The 17,674-nt window shown below is 70.1% G+C and carries 14 protein-coding genes and 1 pseudogene; 9 read left to right on the top strand and 6 right to left on the bottom strand.

Annotated elements, in window-relative coordinates:
- Positions 1–361: 361 nt before the first annotated feature.
- Positions 362–1,189 (bottom strand): oxidoreductase, encoded by an 828-nt coding sequence (locus tag FGD71_RS01860; protein ID WP_119098578.1) that lies wholly within the window; start codon positions 1,187–1,189, stop codon positions 362–364.
- 91 nt (positions 1,190–1,280) lie between these two features.
- On the opposite strand from FGD71_RS01860, the gene FGD71_RS01855 reads away from it, so the two are divergent.
- On the top strand, positions 1,281–2,180 hold the full coding sequence (locus FGD71_RS01855; RefSeq protein ID WP_119098577.1) for a LysR family transcriptional regulator: 900 nt from the start codon (positions 1,281–1,283) through the stop codon (positions 2,178–2,180).
- Between the two features lie 33 nt (positions 2,181–2,213).
- Here the strand turns inward: FGD71_RS01855 and FGD71_RS01850 are convergent, their stop codons facing one another.
- Entirely contained in the window at positions 2,214–4,310 is a 2,097-nt protein-coding gene (locus tag FGD71_RS01850; RefSeq protein ID WP_119098633.1) for an autotransporter, read from the bottom strand.
- Positions 4,311–4,594: 284 nt separating this feature from the next.
- On the opposite strand from FGD71_RS01850, the pseudogene FGD71_RS48335 reads away from it, so the two are divergent.
- From FGD71_RS48335 to FGD71_RS01840, 3 genes and pseudogenes are all read left to right on the top strand, one after another.
- Positions 4,595–5,686: pseudogene (locus FGD71_RS48335) on the top strand (glycoside hydrolase family 43 protein); the annotation flags it as partial.
- 24 nt (positions 5,687–5,710) lie between these two features.
- Positions 5,711–6,487 (top strand): family 43 glycosylhydrolase, encoded by a 777-nt coding sequence (locus FGD71_RS48330; protein ID WP_276147114.1) that lies wholly within the window; start codon positions 5,711–5,713, stop codon positions 6,485–6,487.
- A 47-nt stretch (positions 6,488–6,534) separates the two neighbouring features.
- Positions 6,535–7,959, top strand: coding sequence for an RICIN domain-containing protein (locus FGD71_RS01840; RefSeq protein ID WP_119098575.1), 1,425 nt, complete (start codon positions 6,535–6,537; stop codon positions 7,957–7,959).
- A gap of 2 nt (positions 7,960–7,961) precedes the next feature.
- Here the strand turns inward: FGD71_RS01840 and FGD71_RS01835 are convergent, their stop codons facing one another.
- The gene (locus FGD71_RS01835) at positions 7,962–8,954 is read right to left on the bottom strand and encodes a polyprenyl synthetase family protein (RefSeq protein ID WP_119098574.1); all 993 of its coding nucleotides are present in this window, start codon (positions 8,952–8,954) and stop codon (positions 7,962–7,964) included.
- Between the two features lie 218 nt (positions 8,955–9,172).
- On the opposite strand from FGD71_RS01835, the gene FGD71_RS01830 reads away from it, so the two are divergent.
- Together FGD71_RS01830 and FGD71_RS01825 are read left to right on the top strand one after the other, a co-directional pair.
- Positions 9,173–10,249: a rhamnogalacturonan acetylesterase gene (locus FGD71_RS01830; RefSeq protein ID WP_119098573.1), complete on the top strand. Its 1,077-nt coding sequence runs from the start codon at positions 9,173–9,175 to the stop codon at positions 10,247–10,249.
- Between the two features lie 144 nt (positions 10,250–10,393).
- Positions 10,394–12,148, top strand: a complete 1,755-nt coding sequence (locus tag FGD71_RS01825; protein ID WP_119098572.1) for a DUF2264 domain-containing protein — start codon at positions 10,394–10,396, stop codon at positions 12,146–12,148.
- On the opposite strand, the gene FGD71_RS01820 is transcribed toward FGD71_RS01825, so the two are convergent.
- Entirely contained in the window at positions 12,093–13,490 is a 1,398-nt protein-coding gene (locus FGD71_RS01820) for a hypothetical protein (protein ID WP_119098571.1), read from the bottom strand. The two genes, FGD71_RS01825 and FGD71_RS01820, sit on opposite strands and share 56 nt — an antisense overlap.
- A 229-nt stretch (positions 13,491–13,719) precedes the next feature.
- On the opposite strand from FGD71_RS01820, the gene FGD71_RS01815 reads away from it, so the two are divergent.
- From FGD71_RS01815 to FGD71_RS01805, 3 genes are all read left to right on the top strand, one after another.
- On the top strand, positions 13,720–14,133 hold the full coding sequence (locus tag FGD71_RS01815) for a hypothetical protein (RefSeq protein WP_119098632.1): 414 nt from the start codon (positions 13,720–13,722) through the stop codon (positions 14,131–14,133).
- Positions 14,130–14,894 carry an isocitrate lyase/PEP mutase family protein gene (locus FGD71_RS01810; RefSeq protein ID WP_119098570.1) on the top strand — a complete coding sequence of 255 codons (765 nt, stop codon included), beginning with the start codon at positions 14,130–14,132 and terminating at the stop codon, positions 14,892–14,894. The genes FGD71_RS01815 and FGD71_RS01810 overlap by 4 nt, the downstream gene beginning before the upstream one ends.
- A 70-nt stretch (positions 14,895–14,964) precedes the next feature.
- On the top strand, positions 14,965–15,387 hold the full coding sequence (locus FGD71_RS01805) for an NUDIX hydrolase (protein WP_119098569.1): 423 nt from the start codon (positions 14,965–14,967) through the stop codon (positions 15,385–15,387).
- 23 nt (positions 15,388–15,410) lie between these two features.
- Here the strand turns inward: FGD71_RS01805 and FGD71_RS01800 are convergent, their stop codons facing one another.
- Positions 15,411–16,133: a hypothetical protein gene (locus FGD71_RS01800; protein ID WP_119098568.1), complete on the bottom strand. Its 723-nt coding sequence runs from the start codon at positions 16,131–16,133 to the stop codon at positions 15,411–15,413.
- A gap of 71 nt (positions 16,134–16,204) precedes the next feature.
- Positions 16,205–17,596, bottom strand: coding sequence for a hypothetical protein (locus FGD71_RS01795; protein WP_119098567.1), 1,392 nt, complete (start codon positions 17,594–17,596; stop codon positions 16,205–16,207).
- Between the last annotated feature and the right edge of the window lie 78 nt (positions 17,597–17,674).

The raw sequence follows: 17,674 nt of genomic DNA, 5'->3' as shown, positions 1-17,674 counted from the left end.
GGGATCGGCGCACCCAGCCGCAGTGGGCCACCGGCGGGAGGGGCGGGATCGGGGCACCCAGCCGCAGTGGGCCACCGGCGGGAGGGGCGGGATCGGGGCACCCAGCCGCGGTTGCCTACGCGCGGGAGGGGTCGTGTGCCGGTGCGTCAACGCCCGTCGCGTAGGGCTTGTCTCAGGAAACCCGCACGCTGTACCAACACCGGGCCGTACGCCCCCGCGGCGACGGGCGGACGCACCGGCACACGGCCCCGACCCGACCACCCACCGCAGGCGCCCCCGCCCAACCGCCGGAGGCACCCCGCGGACGCACCGGCACACGACCCCGACCCACCCACCAACCAACCGCCCAAGTCGGCCGGATTCAGGCGTCGAACGTCGTCGCCCGGGTGACCTTCTCCCACGCGGCGATCTCCGCGCGGACCCCGTCCAGGTGGCTCACCACGGCGTCGACGGCGTCGTCGCCGAGCGGCAGGCGCAGCGGCGTCTGCTCGGCATCCAGGGCCGTGAGGATCGCGGCGGCGGCCTTCGCCGGGTCGCCCGGCTGGGTACCGTCGCCGGAGGCGACCATGCGGCGGGTCGCGCCGACCGTCTCCGCGTACGCGTCGAGTTCCGCGCTGGCGCTGACATTGCCGAACAGGCCGGTGCGGAAGGAGCCCGGCTCGACGATCAGTACCTTGATGCCGTACGGCCGGACCTCGTCCGCCAGCGCCTCCGACATACCCTCAAGGGCGAACTTCGTACCGCTGTATGCCGCGAACCCGGCGAACGACAACTGCCCGCCCATGCTGCTGAGCTGCACGATCGCGCCGGAACGGCGCTCGCGCATGTGCGGCAGCACGGCGCGGACCAGCGTGGCGGGCCCGAACACGTGCACGTCGAAGAGGTCGCGCAGCTCGGTGTCCGTGGTCTCCTCGAAGGCCCCGACATGACTGCGCCCCGCGTTGTTGACCAGCACGTCGATCCGCCCGTGGCGCTCCACCACGTCCCGCACGGTCGCCTCGATCCCCGCCGCGTCGGTGACGTCCAGGGCCAGCGCCTCGATCTGGTCGGGATGCGCAGCGACCAGATCGCCCAGTGTGTCCGGACGGCGCGCCGTGGCCACCACGACGTCCCCCGCCGCGACGGCCGCCTCGGTGATCGACCGTCCGAAGCCGCTGTTCGCCCCGGTCACCAGCCACACCTTGCTCATCTCAAGCTCCTCGCTCGTCGACTCCCGATGTCGTCAAGCCTGGCCGCGAATCCAGTCGCCCGTCCAAGATCTGTCGTGATAGCCGTTGGCTATGGATGTGCATGGCAGAGATCTGAGGTACTTCGTCGCGGTCGCCGAGGAACTGCACTTCACGCGGGCCGCCGAGCGGTTATATGTGTCGCAGCCGGCCCTGAGCAAGCAGGTCAGGGCGCTGGAGCGGCAGTTGGGCGCGCCGCTGTTCGAGCGTGACCGGCAGGGCGTGCGGCTCACGCCGGTGGGCACCGCTCTGCTGCCGCACGCCCGGCAGGTCATCGCCGCCTGGAAGGCGGCCCTGAACGCGGCCGAGCGTGCGAAGACGGAGCAGGCCGCCGTGCTCCTCGTCGGTATGAGCACCAGCCCCGCGCGCGGCGGCCTGCTCCCCGCCATCCGCTCCAGGTTCACGGAGACCCACCCCGAAGCCACCCTGCGGCTGCGGCAGATCGGCTGGGAGGACCCGACCGCCGGACTCGCGGACGGCACCGTCGACGTGGCCTTCATCTGGCTGCCGGTCCCGGACCTCGATCGCTACACCACGGTCGTGGTCGCCGAGGAACCGCGCGTGGTCGCCCTCGCGGAGACGCATCCCCTGGCGGCCCGCGAGTCCTTCGATTTCGCCGAACTGCTGGACGAACCGTTCCTCGCCCTGCCGAAGAGCGCGGGCGTCCTGCGCGACTACTGGCTCGCCCTCGACGAACGAGCCGGCCGTCCGCCTCGTATCGGCGCGGAGATCGCCGGCACGGACGAGACGTACGAAGCGCTGGTGGACGGCCGTGGCGTCTGCCTTGTCGCGGTCGGGAACGCGCCCCTGATCAGCCTGGGCGGTGTCATCACCCGCCCCGTCCACGGTCTGTCGCCCAGCAGGCTGGCGCTCGCCGCCCGCGTCGACGACCATCGCCCGCTGGTGCTCGCCTGTCTGCGCGCGGCCCGGAAGGTGTCGAGCGTCGCCCGCTGAACGTCACCGGGCCGTCCACGAATCCAGGTAGGTTCATGCCGCGTGCCTGCCGCCACGGCGTCGCGCACGCCGGCGCCGGGTCATCGGGATCGCCAGCGCGGTCAGGCAGCCCAGTGCCGCCGCGGCCGCCCACCAGGCGAGGGGGAAGGAACTCTCGCTGCTCGCGTTCTCGGTGGCGGCGGACTTCGGGGCGTCGCCGGAGGGCTGCGCGGCGGCGCGGACGGCCGCGGAAGAGCTCGCGTCGGAGGCGGTCAGGACCACGTCGTTGCCGTCGCCGCCGCGGTAGCTGATCCGGTACTTGGTCTTGCCCACCTTGACCTTCGCGCCTTCCTTCAGGCCCTTGAAGGTGCCGGTCGTCTTCGTCTTGCCGGTGTGGTTGACAAGCGTGATCTCTTCCGAGGACTTCGAGGATTCCGAAGGCTTGGAGGACTTGGAGGACCCCGAGGCCTTCGGGTCGACTTCGAGCTCTCCGCCCAGCCGGACCTTGCCACCGACCTTCAACGCCCCGTCCCGTACGGTCAGTTCACCGTCGGCGCGCTGTGTGTAGTCCCCGGTCACGGTCACGCCGCCGGTGACCTTCCCCGTGCTGGTCACGGATCCGACGACCTTGCCCTTGCCGGACAGCGACGTGGTCAGGTTCAGCGCCCGCCCGCTCGCCCCGCGCACGTCCAGCCGCGCGCCCGCCGTCGTGAGCCGGATCGCCCTGCTGCGCGCCAGAGTCGTCCCGTCGAGCCGGAGCGTGCCCTTGGTGACGGTCGTCGTGCCGGTGTACGTCACCGCGCCGCCCGTCAGCGTCGCTGTGGCGGCACCCGACTGTGTGAGGGACCCGCTGCCGCTGATCTTGGACAGGGAGATCGGCTTGGCCGTGTTGCGGAGCACCAGCGAGCCGTCGTTGACCACCTTGTAGAGGTCGCCCTTGGTGTACAGCCCGCCGTCGCCGCCCCGCTTTCCGCTGCCCAGCCGCAGCACGGCGCCCTTCTGGACGGTCGTCGAGCCGTTGTAGTACTGGACGGCGGCGAAGGTGACGTCATTGCCCTTCGTGCCCTTGATGACGATGTCCCCGGCGCCGGGCGCGGACAGCGTGTCGTGGAACACGCCGCCGCCGATGGGTGCGCCCAGCGTCACCGGCCCGTTGTAGTTGAAGGTGAGCAGCGAACGGAACCTGGCCGCCAGCAGGTTGATGTAGACGGTCTCGGCGGTGCCCGGCATGAAGATCTTGCTCGTGGTGCCGTTGCCCCACTCGACGTTGGCGCCCTTGATGTTGGTGCCGCGCTTGTTGACGTTCTTCGTCGCGGGCCGCCAGTTCAGCGCCGGGTCACTGAGTGAGGGGTTGGTGTCCCCGCCCTGGTTCGACCAGCTGTACTGGCCGGTCAGCACCACCTTGCTGCCGGGCCGCGACTGCACGTTGATGTCGCTGCCGTACTCCCGCTGGTAGAAGTCCATCGGCATGGTGGTCGTCTGGCCCAGCGGGGTGTCGACGGTCCAGGTGCCCTGGTTGAGGACCTTGCGGACGTTCGGCAGAGCGACCGGGTACTCGGACTTCCCCGCGTGCAGCTGTGTCCCGTTGTCGATCACTCCCGAGAACGAGTGGGTGCCCGACAGGTCCCACATGCCCCACAGGAACCGCGGCTGCGTGATGAGCCCCGAGCCGCTGATCGTGCCGAGGTTGTAGGCGCTCTTCAGGGACAGGCGCAGGGTGCCGTCGACGCGGATGTTGTTCTGGTTGAGCCTGAAACCGGGTGTGTTGTACGGGAAGTGACCGAGCAGACCGGTGGTGCCGCCGTTCCCGTACTGAAGGGTGGCACCGCGCTCGACCGTGATCGCGGGCGGGTCCGGGTTGTTGACCACCGTGTACGGGTGGTTGCCGCCCGGCGTGCTGACCTTCTGCCGCTGCTGTGCTCTGGGCAGCGTGAAGTCGCTGTCCTTGGTCAGGATCAGGGTGCCGGAGCCGCGCACGGTGAGGGTGCCCTCGCCCCGGAACACTCCGTTGTACGTCGTCGTCCCGGCCGGCACGGTCACCACCGTGTCGCCGTCGAGTGTCACATCGCTGCCGTCGAGGACCGCGGCGGTGACGTCGTCGGCCCCGGCGGGCGCCGCTGCCGCCCCCGGTGCGACGACCACGGTTGCCATCACGGCCAGTGCCGCGCCTGCCCCTGCCGCCCGTACGCGAATGTTGTCGTTCACGTCCGTGGAGACGGGCGCACCGGGGAGCCGATAACAAAAACTTGCTCCGAAAGTGTTCGTCGTTTTCGACACTCCCGAACCGTTGACCTCCCTGTAACACCCCCTTACCGTTTCCGCGTTCGGAATGACAGATGCCGTTCGAAATACCGGTCGAAATATCGGATCACCAGCGGGTGGGGACGCACGCATGGGCCACCAGGTGCTGCGCTTCGAGATGAGGAGCCGACGACATGAGCCGCGACGACAACAGTCCCGAGGTCCCGAGCCGCAGACTCGTCCTGAAGGGAGCCCTGGCCGCGGGCGCCCTCACCGCCGTACCGTCAGTCGCGCAGGCCGCCACTGAAGACGCCGCGGACGGCGCGGACGCCGCCGGCCCGACCGCCTCGTACGTCAATCCACTCGTCCGCAACCGTGCCGACCCGCACATCCACCGCCATACCGACGGCTACTACTACTTCACGGCCACGGCCCCCGAGTACGACCGGATCATCCTGCGCCGCTCGCGCACCCTGCGCGGACTCACGACGGCCGACGAGTCCGTCATCTGGAAGAAGCACACGAGCGGTGACATGGGCGCACACATCTGGGCGCCGGAGATCCACCACATCGACGGCAAGTGGTACATCTACTTCGCCGCCGCGCCCGCGAACGACATATGGGCCATCCGCATCTGGGTCCTGGAGAACGCGAGCCGCAATCCCTTCGAAGGGACCTGGACGGAGAAGGGCCAGCTGAAGACGGCCTGGGAGACCTTCTCCCTCGACGCGACCACCTTCACCCACCGCGGCACCCGCTATCTCGCCTGGGCCCAGCACGAGCCCGGAATGGACAACAACACCGCGGTCTGGCTCTCGAAGATGGCCAACCCATGGACGCTGACGGGGCCGCAGGTCCGGCTCACCACCCCGGAGCTCGACTGGGAGGTCATCGGCTTCAAGGTCAACGAGGGCCCGTCGGTCATCCAGCGGGGCGGCCGCGTCTTCATGTCGTACTCGGCGAGCGCCACCGACCACCACTACTGCCTCGGCCTGCTGACCGCCGACGCCGACAGCGACCTCATGGACCCCGCGAACTGGTCCAAGTCGCCCACCCCGGTCTTCACCAGCAACGACACCACCAAGCAGTACGGTCCCGGCCACAACAGCTTCACGGTGGCCGAGGACGGCCGTACCGACGTCCTCGTCTACCACGCACGCCAGTACAAGGAGATCGTCGGCGACCCGCTGAACGACCCCAACCGCCACACCCGCATCCAGAAGCTCGGCTGGAATCCGGACGGCACACCGGACTTCGGCATCCCGGTCGCCGACACCCCGGTCCCGCCGGACAAGAAGAGCCGGTACACGATGACCGCGTTCACCGGCGCCAGCAACACCGACCTGTACGTGTACGAGTCCGAGGACGCGTTCACGTACAGCCTGCTGAAGGGACCGGCGTACACGCCGCCCGGTGGGCTGCTCCGCGACCCGAGCATCATGAAGCACACCGACGGCTCCTACTGGCTCGTGCACACCACGAACTTCACCGGGAACACCATCGGGTTCGCCCGTAGTGAGGACCGGGTGACGTGGCGTTCCGCCGGTCCGCGGACCCTGTCCACACCGGGGCTCGCGCGCACCTGGGCGCCGGAGTGGTTCGTCGACCGGGACGGCAGCGTGCACGTCGTCGTCTCGCTCGACACCGAGAACAACCAGGTCTTCCGGCCGCACCTGCTGACCGCCACGGACCGAAGGCTGCTCAACTGGTCCGTCCCCAGGCCCCTGACCGGGCTCGACCAGGCCAATTACATCGACACGTTCATCGTCCGGTTCCGCGGCCGGTACCACGCCTTCGCCAAGAACCAGACGACGAACTACGTGGAACACGCGGTCGCCGACCGGCTCGACGGGCCGTACAGGTTCACCGGCACGGACGACTGGGCCGGCTGGGGACGCTGGCGCCAGGGACAGGCGCTCGTCCGTCTCGACAACGGCGGCTGGCGGATCTACTTCGACGGCTTCACCGACCGCAAGTACTACTTCAGCGACAGCCTCGACGGACTGCGCACCTGGACCCCGGTCCAGCAACTGCCAGGACTCTCGGGTGTCGTCCACAACGTCACCGTGCTCAGGGAGCGCGTGTGAGCCGCGCTCCAGTCAAGCGTTCGACCCCTGCCCAAGGAGGTAGCGCGATGAGACATGCCTACGCGAGACGTGCCTATGCGATCCTGCTCGCCCTGTGCTGTGCGCTCGCCGGAGCACTGGCGACCGCGGGCCCGGTCCAGGCGGCACCCCAGACCATCACGAACGGAACGCAGTTCACGGACGTGGGCGGCAACCCCGTACACGCGCACGGCGGCGGGGTCATCAAGGTCGGCTCGTACTACTACTGGTTCGGCGAGAACCGGAACTCCGACAACACCTTCCGGTACGTGGACGCCTACCGCTCCACCGACCTGAAGAACTGGGAGTTCCGCAACCACGTCCTGACCGAGGCCACCGACCCGGAGCTGGCGACCGCCAACATCGAGCGGCCCAAGGTCATGTACAACGCGGCCACCGGCAAGTTCGTGATGTGGATGCACAAGGAGAACGGCGTCGACTACAGCGAGGCGCGCGCCGCCGTCGCCGTCTCCGACACCGTCGACGGCAACTACTCCTGGCGGGGCAGCTTCCGCCCGCTGGGCCAGCACATGTCCCGCGACATCACCGTGTTCGTCGACACGGACGGCACGGGCTACATGGTGTCCGCCGCCCGTGAGAACTACGACCTGCACATCTACCGGCTGACCAGCGACTACACCGGCATCGCCGCCCTCGTCGCCGACCCCTGGCACGGCGGCCACCGCGAGGCACCGGCCCTCTTCAAGCGGGGCGGCGTGTACTTCATGCTGACGTCGGGCGCCACGGGCTGGAACCCCAACCAGCAGCAGTACGCGACGGCCACCTCCCTCGCCGGTCCCTGGACGGCGATGAAGAACATCGGCGACTCGACGACATACGGCTCACAGACCGCGTACGTCCTACCTGTACAGGGGAGTTCGGGCACCTCGTATCTCTACATGGGTGACCGCTGGGGCAACTCCTTCGGCGGGACGGTCAACGACTCGCGGTACGTCTGGCTGCCGCTGACCTTCCCGACCTCCACCACGATGTCCATGTCCTGGTATCCGGAGGTCACCATCGACACGGCCGCCGGCACCGTCACCGGGCAGGGCGGCCCGTACCAGACGCTGACCGCCCGGCACAGCGCCAAGTGCGCGGACGTCACCAGTCAGTCGATCCTCGAAGGTGCCGTACTCAAGCAGTACACCTGCAACGGTGGCGGCAACCAGCGGTTCTGGGCCAAGGACCTCGGCAACGGATACGTCCAGCTGATGGCCCGTCACAGCTCCCTCTGCCTGCGGGAGAACGCCTCGAACGTGACGCAGCAGAACTGCTCCACGGCCACCACGCAGCAGTGGTCGCTCACCACGTCCGGCGGCTATGTGACGGTGAAGTCACGCGCCAGCGGCGAGTGTCTCGACGTGAGCGGCGCGTCGACCGCCGACTCGGCCGCGATCATCACGTACACCTGCAACGGAGCCACCAACCAGCAGTGGAGCCGGACGAGTTGACGTCACTCCGCCCGGTGGAGGAGCAGCGAGGCGGACTCCTCCACCAGGCGGCGCAGCACCGGCAGGTAGTCCTCGTCGCCCCCCAGTTTGCTCAGAATCCGCAGAGCGTCCTCGCGAAACCTGTCCAGGTCCTCCTGGAACCGGTGCAGCACGGAAGGCGCGAGAAGTGCTGTCGCGAGTTCCGATCGTGCCTGTTCACAGCTCCTCGAGGCGGAGTGCAGGTCCAGGAGTTCCTCGCTGGAGTGCGTGGACGAGCGCATGGATGCATGCTCGAGGGCGCATGCGAGGAGAAACGTTACTGTGCCGTTCCGCAGATCCTCGTTGCGGCCGGAAAGGATGTCTTCCTGATCGTTGAACATCTGCCACAGGACGCCGAAGACATAGCCGAACTCCCGCCACAGCTCTATTCGTTCGCTCTCCGCGTCGGCCAATATCGCACCCATCGCCGTTATCATGCCGAAGGGTGCGCCGGACTTTCCGCGGTAGGTCGTGACCACCGAGTCCCGCGTGGCGCCGCGGGCATCGCCCCGCAAGTCGCTCAACTGCCCTTCGGTGCCGACGATCCAGCATTTCGCGAGCTCGGCCGTCAGAGCGTTGTGCACGGACTCGGGAACCCGTTGTGACTGAATGATGTGAAGGGGAAGTGCGTTCCCGCTGATGACGGCGGCGAGCAGCGCCTCGTTCTCGCCGATTTCACGGGAAGTCCCGGCACCCTGCCCGTCCGCCAGGTCGTCGAGATAACACGCGGAAGTCCACCACAGCACATGTACCGCGGACAAAGGGACGGCGGGTTCGGGGTTGCCCGTCTCGATGGCGTGCACCAGGAGCGGCAGTACTTGCAGGGGGTACTTGAACTTCTGATGCCGCAAGAGTTCGGCCATCGCGTTCTTGACCGCGTCGTGCGAGGGGCCGAGTCGCTCGATGCCGCCTTCGATCTCCGTCTCGATGTCGACGGAGAACCGTTCGTACAGGTCCAGGTAGGAGGTGGAATTCACCCTTGTCTCCTTTGTGCCGGGATGTGCGTGTAACGATTTGATCACTCCGAATTGCGGAGTATCCAGAGCGATTTCCGGCCATGGCCGGTTTTCTCGTGCGGTGTGCGGGTCAAGATTCCGTCCTGAGCTCTAGAAAGCGCTTGCCATCGCGGGGTACGGTCCAAGCCACCAGGTCCTGACGTCTTGAGGAGGAGCCGCCCATGAGGCGTGCGAGACGTATGAGCCGCACCAGACGTATCCGCATCGCCGTGTCAGCCGCTGTCACCGTTGCCTCGGTCCTGTCCGCGACCCCCGCCCTGGCGGCCGCCCCGGCGCAGGCGGAGACGCAGGCGGAGGGGCGCGGCCGTGGGCCGGGCCTTAAGAACTGCACACAGACGGCCTGTCACTTCGACGTCGCGCCCGGCACATACGACGTACGCGTCCTGCTCGGCGGCGACACCGCCGCGAGCACCGGCATCGCCGCAGAGACCCGCCGCACGCTGCTGCCCGAGACGGCCACGGCGGCGGGGGAACGCGTGGCTCGCAGCTTCACCGTGAACGTCCGCACGCCGGAGGGCGAGCCCACCGGCCCCGCCGGTACGGCCGGCCTCGACCTCGTCCTCGGCGGCACGGCCCCCGCCCTCGCGGACATACGCGTCACCCCCGCCCGCCACGCCCGCCAGATCTTCCTCGTAGGCGACTCCACCGTGTGCGACCAGCCCGGCGACCCGTACTCCGGCTGGGGCCAGCAGCTGCCCCAGTACCTCCGCAAGGGCCTGTCGGTCGCCAACTACGCGGATTCCGGTGAGAGTACGGTCAGTTACCTCGCCAACCCGGCGCTCTTCGCGACCGTCCAGCCGTTGATCCGCCAGGGCGACCTGGTCCTCATCCAGCTCGCGCACAACGACAAGCAGACCGACGAGCCGACGTACCGCGCGAACCTCGAAACGCTCGTCGCCGGCGTACGCGACAAGGGCGGTCGGCCCGTGCTGGTCACGCCCATCGTCCGCCGCTGGTTCAACGCCGACGGCACCCTCAACAACGGCACGGCCCTGCTGGTGAACGGCCTCGGTGTCGACCACCCCGCGGTCACCCGCTCGGTGGCCGAGACGCACGACGTACCGCTCATCGACCTGACCGCCCAGACCAAGGCCCTGGTGGAGTCACTCGGCGTGGAGGGCTCCAAGGCGCTCTATCTCTACAACGAGAAGCGGGACAACACCCACACCTCCGTGCGGGGCGCGACCGCCTACGCGGACCTCGTCCGCGACGAGCTCATCGCCCAGCGCCTGGTCCCGAAGGGCCTGATGAGGTAACCCGAAGAGGTAGCCAGAGCTCCTGGGGCGTCCCGACCGGAACCGGGGCGCCCCAGGTACCCACCCGAACGACCCGAGCAAGACACAGCGTCGGAACCGAACGAGAAGAACCGCACGACCCGAGCGAGACAGGAAGCCCGACCCATGCCCGCTGGCGTTCCCGAGGACCGCACCCTCAGTCCGTTCACCGGCTACACCCGAGCACACTGGGAGGCGGCGGCCGACTCCCTGCTCGCGGCCGTGGAGCCCTTCGCGACCGAGGACCGCGCCCTCTACCACCTGCCCGGCGACCGGGAGAGCTGGTCGGGCCGGCTCTCCGACGGCCTGGAGGGATACGCCCGTACGCTCATGCTGGCGGCCTTCCGCCGCGACGAGAAGGCCCTGGAGCGGTACGCCGACGGGCTCGCGGCCGGCACCGCGGGCGTCTGGCCGCGCATCGAGGACCGCAGCCAGCCCCTCGTCGAGGCCGCCTCGATCGCGCTCGCCCTGCGCCTGACCCGCCCCCTGCTGTGGGACCGCCTCGACGACGCCGTACGGCAACGGGCCGCGGCCTGGCTCGGCGACGCCCTCACCGCCGAAGCCTGGCCCTGCAACTGGGAGCTGTTCCCGGTCACGGTCGGGGGCTTCCTGGAGGAGATCGGGCACGAGGCCGAGGCGTCGCGGGCGGCGGTCGAGCGGGGGCTGGACCGTATCGAGCAGTGGTACGTCGGCGACGGCTGGTACACCGACGGCGACGGCCGCAAGTTCGACTACTACAACGGCTGGGCGATGCACCTGTACCCGGTGCTGTACGCCTGGCTCGCGGACGACCCGCGACTGCTCGACCTGTACGGCGGCCGCCTGGAGACGCATCTCGCCGACTACGCCCGCCTGTTCGGCGCCGACGGCGCGCCGATGCACCAGGGCCGCTCGCTCACCTACCGTTTCGCGACGACCGTGCCGCTGTGGCTGGGCGCCCTGACGGGCCGTACGCCGCTGCCGCCGGGTGAGACGCGCCGCCTGGCCTCCGGAGCGCTGCGCTACTTCCTCGACCGGGGCGCCGTGAACGACCAGGGGCTCCTCACTCTCGGCTGGCACGGCCCCGACGCGTCCGTCCTGCAGGGCTATTCGGGCCCGGCCTCCCCGTACTGGGCGAGCAAGGGCTTCCTGGGCCTGCTCCTGCCCGCCGGCCACGAGGTGTGGACGGCGGCCGAGGAACCGGGCCCGGCGGAGCGGTCGGACGCGGTCACCTCCGTCCCCGCGCCCAACTGGCTGCTGCAGTCCACGTCGTCCGACGGCCTGGTCCGCCTCCACAACCACGGCAGCGAAGACGTCCGCTACGACCCGTACTACACGCGGCTGGCGTACTCGACGGTGACGGCGCCCTCGGAGGAATACGACAACTCGGGGGCGTACGACAACAGCGTGATCGTGGACGGGAATCCGAGCCGCACGGCCATCGAACCGCTGGGAACCGGTGACGGCTGGGTGGCCTCCCGGCACGAGGCGGGCGACGGCGCCCGGGTCACCAGCCTGGTGGTGGCCCGTGGCGCGGTGGAGGTGCGTGCCCACCTGGTGGCGGACGCGGCCCCCGGGACACCGGTGCGGGTCACCGGATGGGCGGCGGGGGAGGGGCGAGTACGGGCCGAACTCCTCCCCGTCTTCGGCCTGTCGGACACATCTGACCCGGTGGGCGCGGCGGGCGTCATGGGCGCGGCGGGCGAGGGCACCCTCTTCGTCGCCCTCGCCCGTCTCACCGGTGAACGGGACGCCCTCCCCCTCCAGGAGCTGGTGTCCGTGGACGTGGAGGGCGCGTACGACGTGTGCGTGCGCTGGGCCGACGGCCCCGAGGCGCGTTTCCGGTTCAGCGCTCCAGACGGGCGATCCGCAGCGTCTTGGTGGTCGGTGAAGCCCCGGTGAGCGCCGTCGTGTAGGACGGCGTGACGGGGGCGTACGCCCAGGTGAGGGAGCCGTCCGCGAGGACCGCGATGTCACCCGCGATACGCGCCTTGACGACCTTGTCCGGCGTCTTGAACTTGCCGTTCCAGTCGATCAGGCGCAGATGCGTGCCGGTGAAGGTGCCCGTGCATGTGCCGTTCGCGCACTTCGCGTTCTTCAGCGACTCCCACGAGACGAGGAGCCGGTCCTTGCCGTACGGGGCGACATGGACGTTCACATGCTCGGTGCCGGCGGCGCTCGTGAGGTAAACCGGCTTGCCCGCAGGCGTGTTGCGGTTCTTCAGGAAGGCGACGGCGACCTGGTGGGTCTTCGTCTTCGGCTTCACCGTCCAGCCGCGCCCGCTGGCGTCGTCCGGGTTCTTCGCGGCGGAGGCGGCGCCACGGGAGGCGAAGGCGGTGGCGTAGCGGCCGCTGGAGGACTTCACGAGCTCGCCGGTGCGGCCCGCGAACGTGCCGCCGCAGTAACCCGCCCAGCACTGCTCGCGCTGCACGACCGGCGCGTTGTCGGGCGCGCCGATACCGGTCGACACGAACAGGCCCGAACGCCAGTCGTCGAAGCAGAGGGAGGTGAACGCCCCGGTGGACTCGGCACGCAGCGCGATGCCCTCGTTGTGGCTGCAGCCCCAGCCCCAACCGCCGCTCTGCTTCGCGCCCTTGGAGCTGACGTACGCCATCTTGTCGCCGAAGTGGCCGTCGGCGAAGCCGCCCGCGCCGTGGACGACGAAGTACGCGCCGTACTTCTTGCCGTTCCAGCCGAGCTGCCCGTCCAGCAGCGGCGCCGTGTTGTGCGAGGAGGTGCCCGTGAGCTTCGTACGGAACGCCTGCTTGCCGTTCTTGTAGCGGACGAGCGCGGCGGCCGTCTCCTTCCACTTGTTGCTGTCGGAGACGCGGGTCAGCAGCGCGAACCCGTCGTTGTGCGCGACCAGACCGCCGACCTCCTTGGCGCCCTTGACCACCGTGTCGGCGCCGGAGCGCTTCCCGGCCTTCGTCAGCGGCGTGACGTGGATGCCGTCGGACGCGGGCCAGGCCACTCGGAGGGTCCCGTCGGGCGCCGCTGCCGTCGCCGTACGCGTCCACTCGCGGGTGTTGTCGTAGCCGGCCGACAGGTAGGGGAACTTGGCGCCGAGGTTCACCGTGGTGTTCGTGACGGTGAGCCCGGTGGTTGCTGCCTTCGGGGCGGGTGTGGCCGTGGCGGTCGCGTACCACGCCCCGGCCAGCACGACTGCCGCGGCGAGCGAGCCCACGACGGGCTTGCGGGCGACTCTGCGGCGACGGTGCGTTGTCATGGGTGTTGCGGAAGTCATGCCCCCGAGTCGCCGCCGAGCGGGCTGGAGGTTGCCGCGCGATCAAGAGCCCGCCCCGCAGGACGCTTCGGCCGGTACCGAAGCGTTGCGCTTCTAGCGTTGCGGCATGAGCGAATCCCCGCAGGAACCGGCGCAGGCCACCGAGGACAGTCCAGCCGCTGACGACAGCCCGGCCGTCGACGACAGCCCGGCCACCGACGACCGCGACCCCGCCGAGGCCGTCGTCGCCATGGTCGACCACGTCCTCGCCGTGGCGGCGACCTGGACCGCCTGGGACGGGAAGCCCGCCCACGTCGACGACCGGATGTACACCCCGCACAAGGCGATCCGCCGGGTCGCCGATCACCTGGTCGACCACCTGGCCGAACTGGAGGCGAGGCTCGTGGGGGAGGAGCCGCAACCGGACCACTGGCATGCCTCGGCGAGCACCACGGAGGCGGACTGCGCGCCGTTCACACAGGAAGACCTCGACGAGGCCCGCAGCCGTCTGACCCGGCTCGCCCGGATCTGGGCGAACCGCCTCGGTCAGCTGACCGAGGCACAGCTCGACCGCTCTCCCGGCGACGGCTGGTCCTTCCGCCAACTGGCCTGCCATCTCACGGAATCCACGTACTACGCCGATGCGGTGGGCGACCTCTCATGACCGCCTTCGCCGACCTCCACCACCGGGACGTGCCCCTGGTCCTGCCCACCGCCTGGGACCACGCCTCGGCGGCGGCGCTCGCCGCCCGGGGCTTCGAGGCGATCGGCACGACCAGTCTGGGAGTCGCCGCGGCCGCCGGACTGCCCGATGGCGCGGCGGCGACGCGGGACGCGACCCTGGCGCTCGCTCTGACGCTGGGCAACGGTTCGTTCCTCCTGTCGGTCGACGTCGAGGGCGGTTTCAGCGACGACCCGGACGAGGTCGCCGAGGTGGCCCGCGAACTCGCCGCCGTCGGAGCAGTCGGCATCAACCTGGAGGACGGTCTGGGCTCCGCGTCACGGCACGCCGCGAAGATCGTCGCCGTGAAGGCCGCCGTGCCGGGCCTCTTCGTGAACGCCCGCACCGACACGTACTGGCTGGGCGACGGTGACGAGCGGGAGACGTCCCGTCGCCTCGACGCGTACCAACAGGCGGGTGCCGACGGGGTGTTCGTTCCGGGACTGACCGACGAGAACCGCATCGCCGCCCTCGTGAAGGGCCTCGGCGTCCCGCTCAACATCCTCTACTCACCCGCCGGACCCACCGTCACCCGGCTCGGCGACCTGGGAGTGCGCAGGGTCAGCCTCGGCTCGCTGCTGTACCGGCGGGCCCTGGGCGCGGCTCTGGAGACGGCCGCCGATATCCGGGCCGGCCGGACGCCGAGGGGCGCCACCCCGGCGTACGAGGAGGTACAGGCGCTGAGCCCGAGCTTGCCGACGTAAACCTGGTACGGTTGAAGCTTTCGCGGGTATAAGACTCTTTGGACTCCGACCGGCAAGGGACCGAGGAACCATGGACATGGACATCCCCGGCGACAAGCGACTGGCCGCCGCCGTCGTGATGCACCAAGGGCGTGTGCTGCTGGTGCGTCGCAGCGAGACAGAGCGGTTCCTGCCCCGGGTCTGGGGCGTGCCCTGCGGGAAGCTGGAGCCGGGGGAGAGTCCCCGGGACGGGGTGCTGCGGGAGCTGAAGGAAGAGACCGGACTCCTCGGCGAGGTCGTCCGCAAGGTCGGCGAATCGTCGTTCGTGAGCGAGTACCGGGGCCACGAGGTCAAGAACTGGCAGGACAACTTCCTGGTCAAGGCCCTCTCCCTGCACATCACCCTGCCCGAGCCCGACCAGGCGTATGCCTGGCTGACGCCGGCCGAGCTGAGCAGCGTCGAGATCGACGAGTACAACCTGGACATCGTGCGGCAGGCGCTCACGAACTCCTGAGCGGGGCCGGCCGCCTCGGTCCGTCAGCTCCGGAGCAGCTCCGCCAACGCGTCGAGTTCGCCCAGATACTCCGCCACCTCCAGCGGCACCTTCGACACCGCACCCGGATGCGGTCCTGCCGCCGTGAACACATCGGTGTGCCGCCGCCGTCCGCTGCCGGTCTCCAGGAAGAGCGTCACCGTCGGCTCCGTCGTGTCGCTCCACGCGCGGTGCAGGGTGTCGGCGGGAAGGGCGTACGTGCTGCCCGCCGTGTACTCCGCCACCTGCGTCAGGTGCAGCCGGGCCGGGCCCGCGGGCTCCAGAAGCCAGTCGGCGGCCTGGTGGGACAGGGACTCCTGGTAGCGGTCCGCCTCGATTCCGCCGTCGCGCAGGGGCGCGTACAACTCCATCGTCAGGCGCCCGCGTACGACATAAGAGGCAAGTGGGGACCGGTGGTTGTGAATGTCCTCCTTGCCCACAGCGCCGCGCTCGGGGTGCCACAGGTGGGCACGCAGCATGTGGTGCGGTCCGCCGTCGATGAGCAGCAGCTTGTCGAAGCCGAGGACATGGCGGTACGAGAGCCGGGCGCACCCCTCCGGGTCGCCCTCACCGGAGGCGAGCTCTGCGGCCAGCTCCAACAGCCGGTCCGGGGAGCCCAGTTCGGCGACGACCGCACGGGCCGCCAACACCCGCTCGTGCTCGGGCAGTTCGCCGTCCAGTGCCCCGGCCAGCAGACGCCGCGCCGCCTGGACCTGCCGACCACCCATGCACGCTCCCTCCACTCAGCCCTGCGGCTGGTGTCCCCGCCCCAGCGATGCCGCTGACGCATCTGCCCGCCTCAGCCGGGCGGTTGGTACATCCATACGGCATGGGCCCGCAGCGCCGAAAGACCTTGATAGGTCATCCACATGGGGCGCCGCAGCTCTCCGGTGTCGTCGCGGACCCAGGTCCAGACGCCGTCCGTCTGCGCCGCCCATACGGCGGTGGCCGCGCCGTTCACCTGCTCCCGCCACTCCTCCTCCAGGCCGTCCTCGCGCGCTATGTCGCGGGCGCCGGGGGTGAGCAGAGCGCGGACGACCCAGGAGGCGGTGAAGTGCCGTACGTTCAGGACCTCGTGGCGTGAGGGGTCGTCGGGGCGCGGTCGGCGCACCTCCTCGCGGAGGTTGGACAGGTCGAGGCAGGAGTGGTGCGGGGCGTCCGGGCAGGCGAGGAGCCAGCGGATGCCGTCCTCACGGGCCGCGCGCGCGTTGCCGCTCTCGCCCAGGACTCGGGCCGCCCGGTCCAGGGCGAGCACGGCCAAGGCGGTGTGCAGCGGGGACGGCTGGCCGTGGACGGGCGCCAGCCGGTAGCCCCAGCAGCGCCGGTGCTGACGGCGCGGGTCGGTGATCGCTCCGTCGACGAGTGAGTCCCTCAAGAGCGGCAGCACGTCCGCATGGGGCGCGGCGCGCAGCAGCCCCCGCAGCACGGTCGTCACGACATGCGTCAGCTCCCGCCCCGTAGGGTCGAGTTCCAGGGTGAAGCCGGACGCGCAGTGCGACACCTCCGAGGCCAGCCGCGCCGGGTCCGCCCCGGCCCGGGCCAGCGCGCCGAGGACCAGCGCGGTCACCTCCGGGCGGGCCACGGTCCCCTGGGAGCGCGCCGACCAGCCGCCGTCCGGCAGACGCAGCCGCCACAGGGTCTCGACCAGGTCGCCGGTGCTCAGCCGGCCGTCGGGGACGCCGAGGTCGAGCGTGCTGTGCAGCCCGTACGCCGTGCCGACCGGCGTCGGCCTGCTCTGCGCGCTCTCGCCCAGGGAGTGCGGCCAGCCCGTGAGCCGCCCGGCGTCCGGGTCGTCGACCACGGAGACGTGCTCGGCGAGGGCGGCGTACGTCGCCGAGAACAGCTCGGGGAACGGGCCGGGCCCCGACAGCGGCGGGGCGGCGGCGACCACCCGGCCCGTGCCCACCGGGGTGTTCTCCCCGGACCGGGACCGCACCAGCGCCGCCGCCAGCCAGGCGGCGAGGGCCGTGCCGAGGCCGCTCACCGCGGCGATCGCATACCGCGCGGACTCACCCTCGATGCTGTCCGGCAGCACTCCGACCAGTGACTGGAACACGGCGTAACCGGCGGCCGCGCAGCCGAAGCCGCCCAGCCACCGTACGAACCGCGCGGGCCGAGGGCCGCTGGGCGGGGGTGGCTCGGAATCCGCATCCGTTCTCAACGGACCGCGTCCCAGCTGCTGTTGAGACAAGGCGCGCTCCCTCCCCCAGGGCGGCACACGTGGGTGTTGGCGAAGCTTCCAGTCTAAGTGGTCAGCGGGACGCCTGGG

Source organism: Streptomyces sporangiiformans, from assembly GCF_005768555.2.
Taxonomy (GTDB): domain Bacteria; phylum Actinomycetota; class Actinomycetes; order Streptomycetales; family Streptomycetaceae; genus Streptomyces; species Streptomyces sporangiiformans.
Note: the sequence above shows the minus strand (reverse complement) of the source record. Positions and strands in the feature narration are given on the sequence as shown.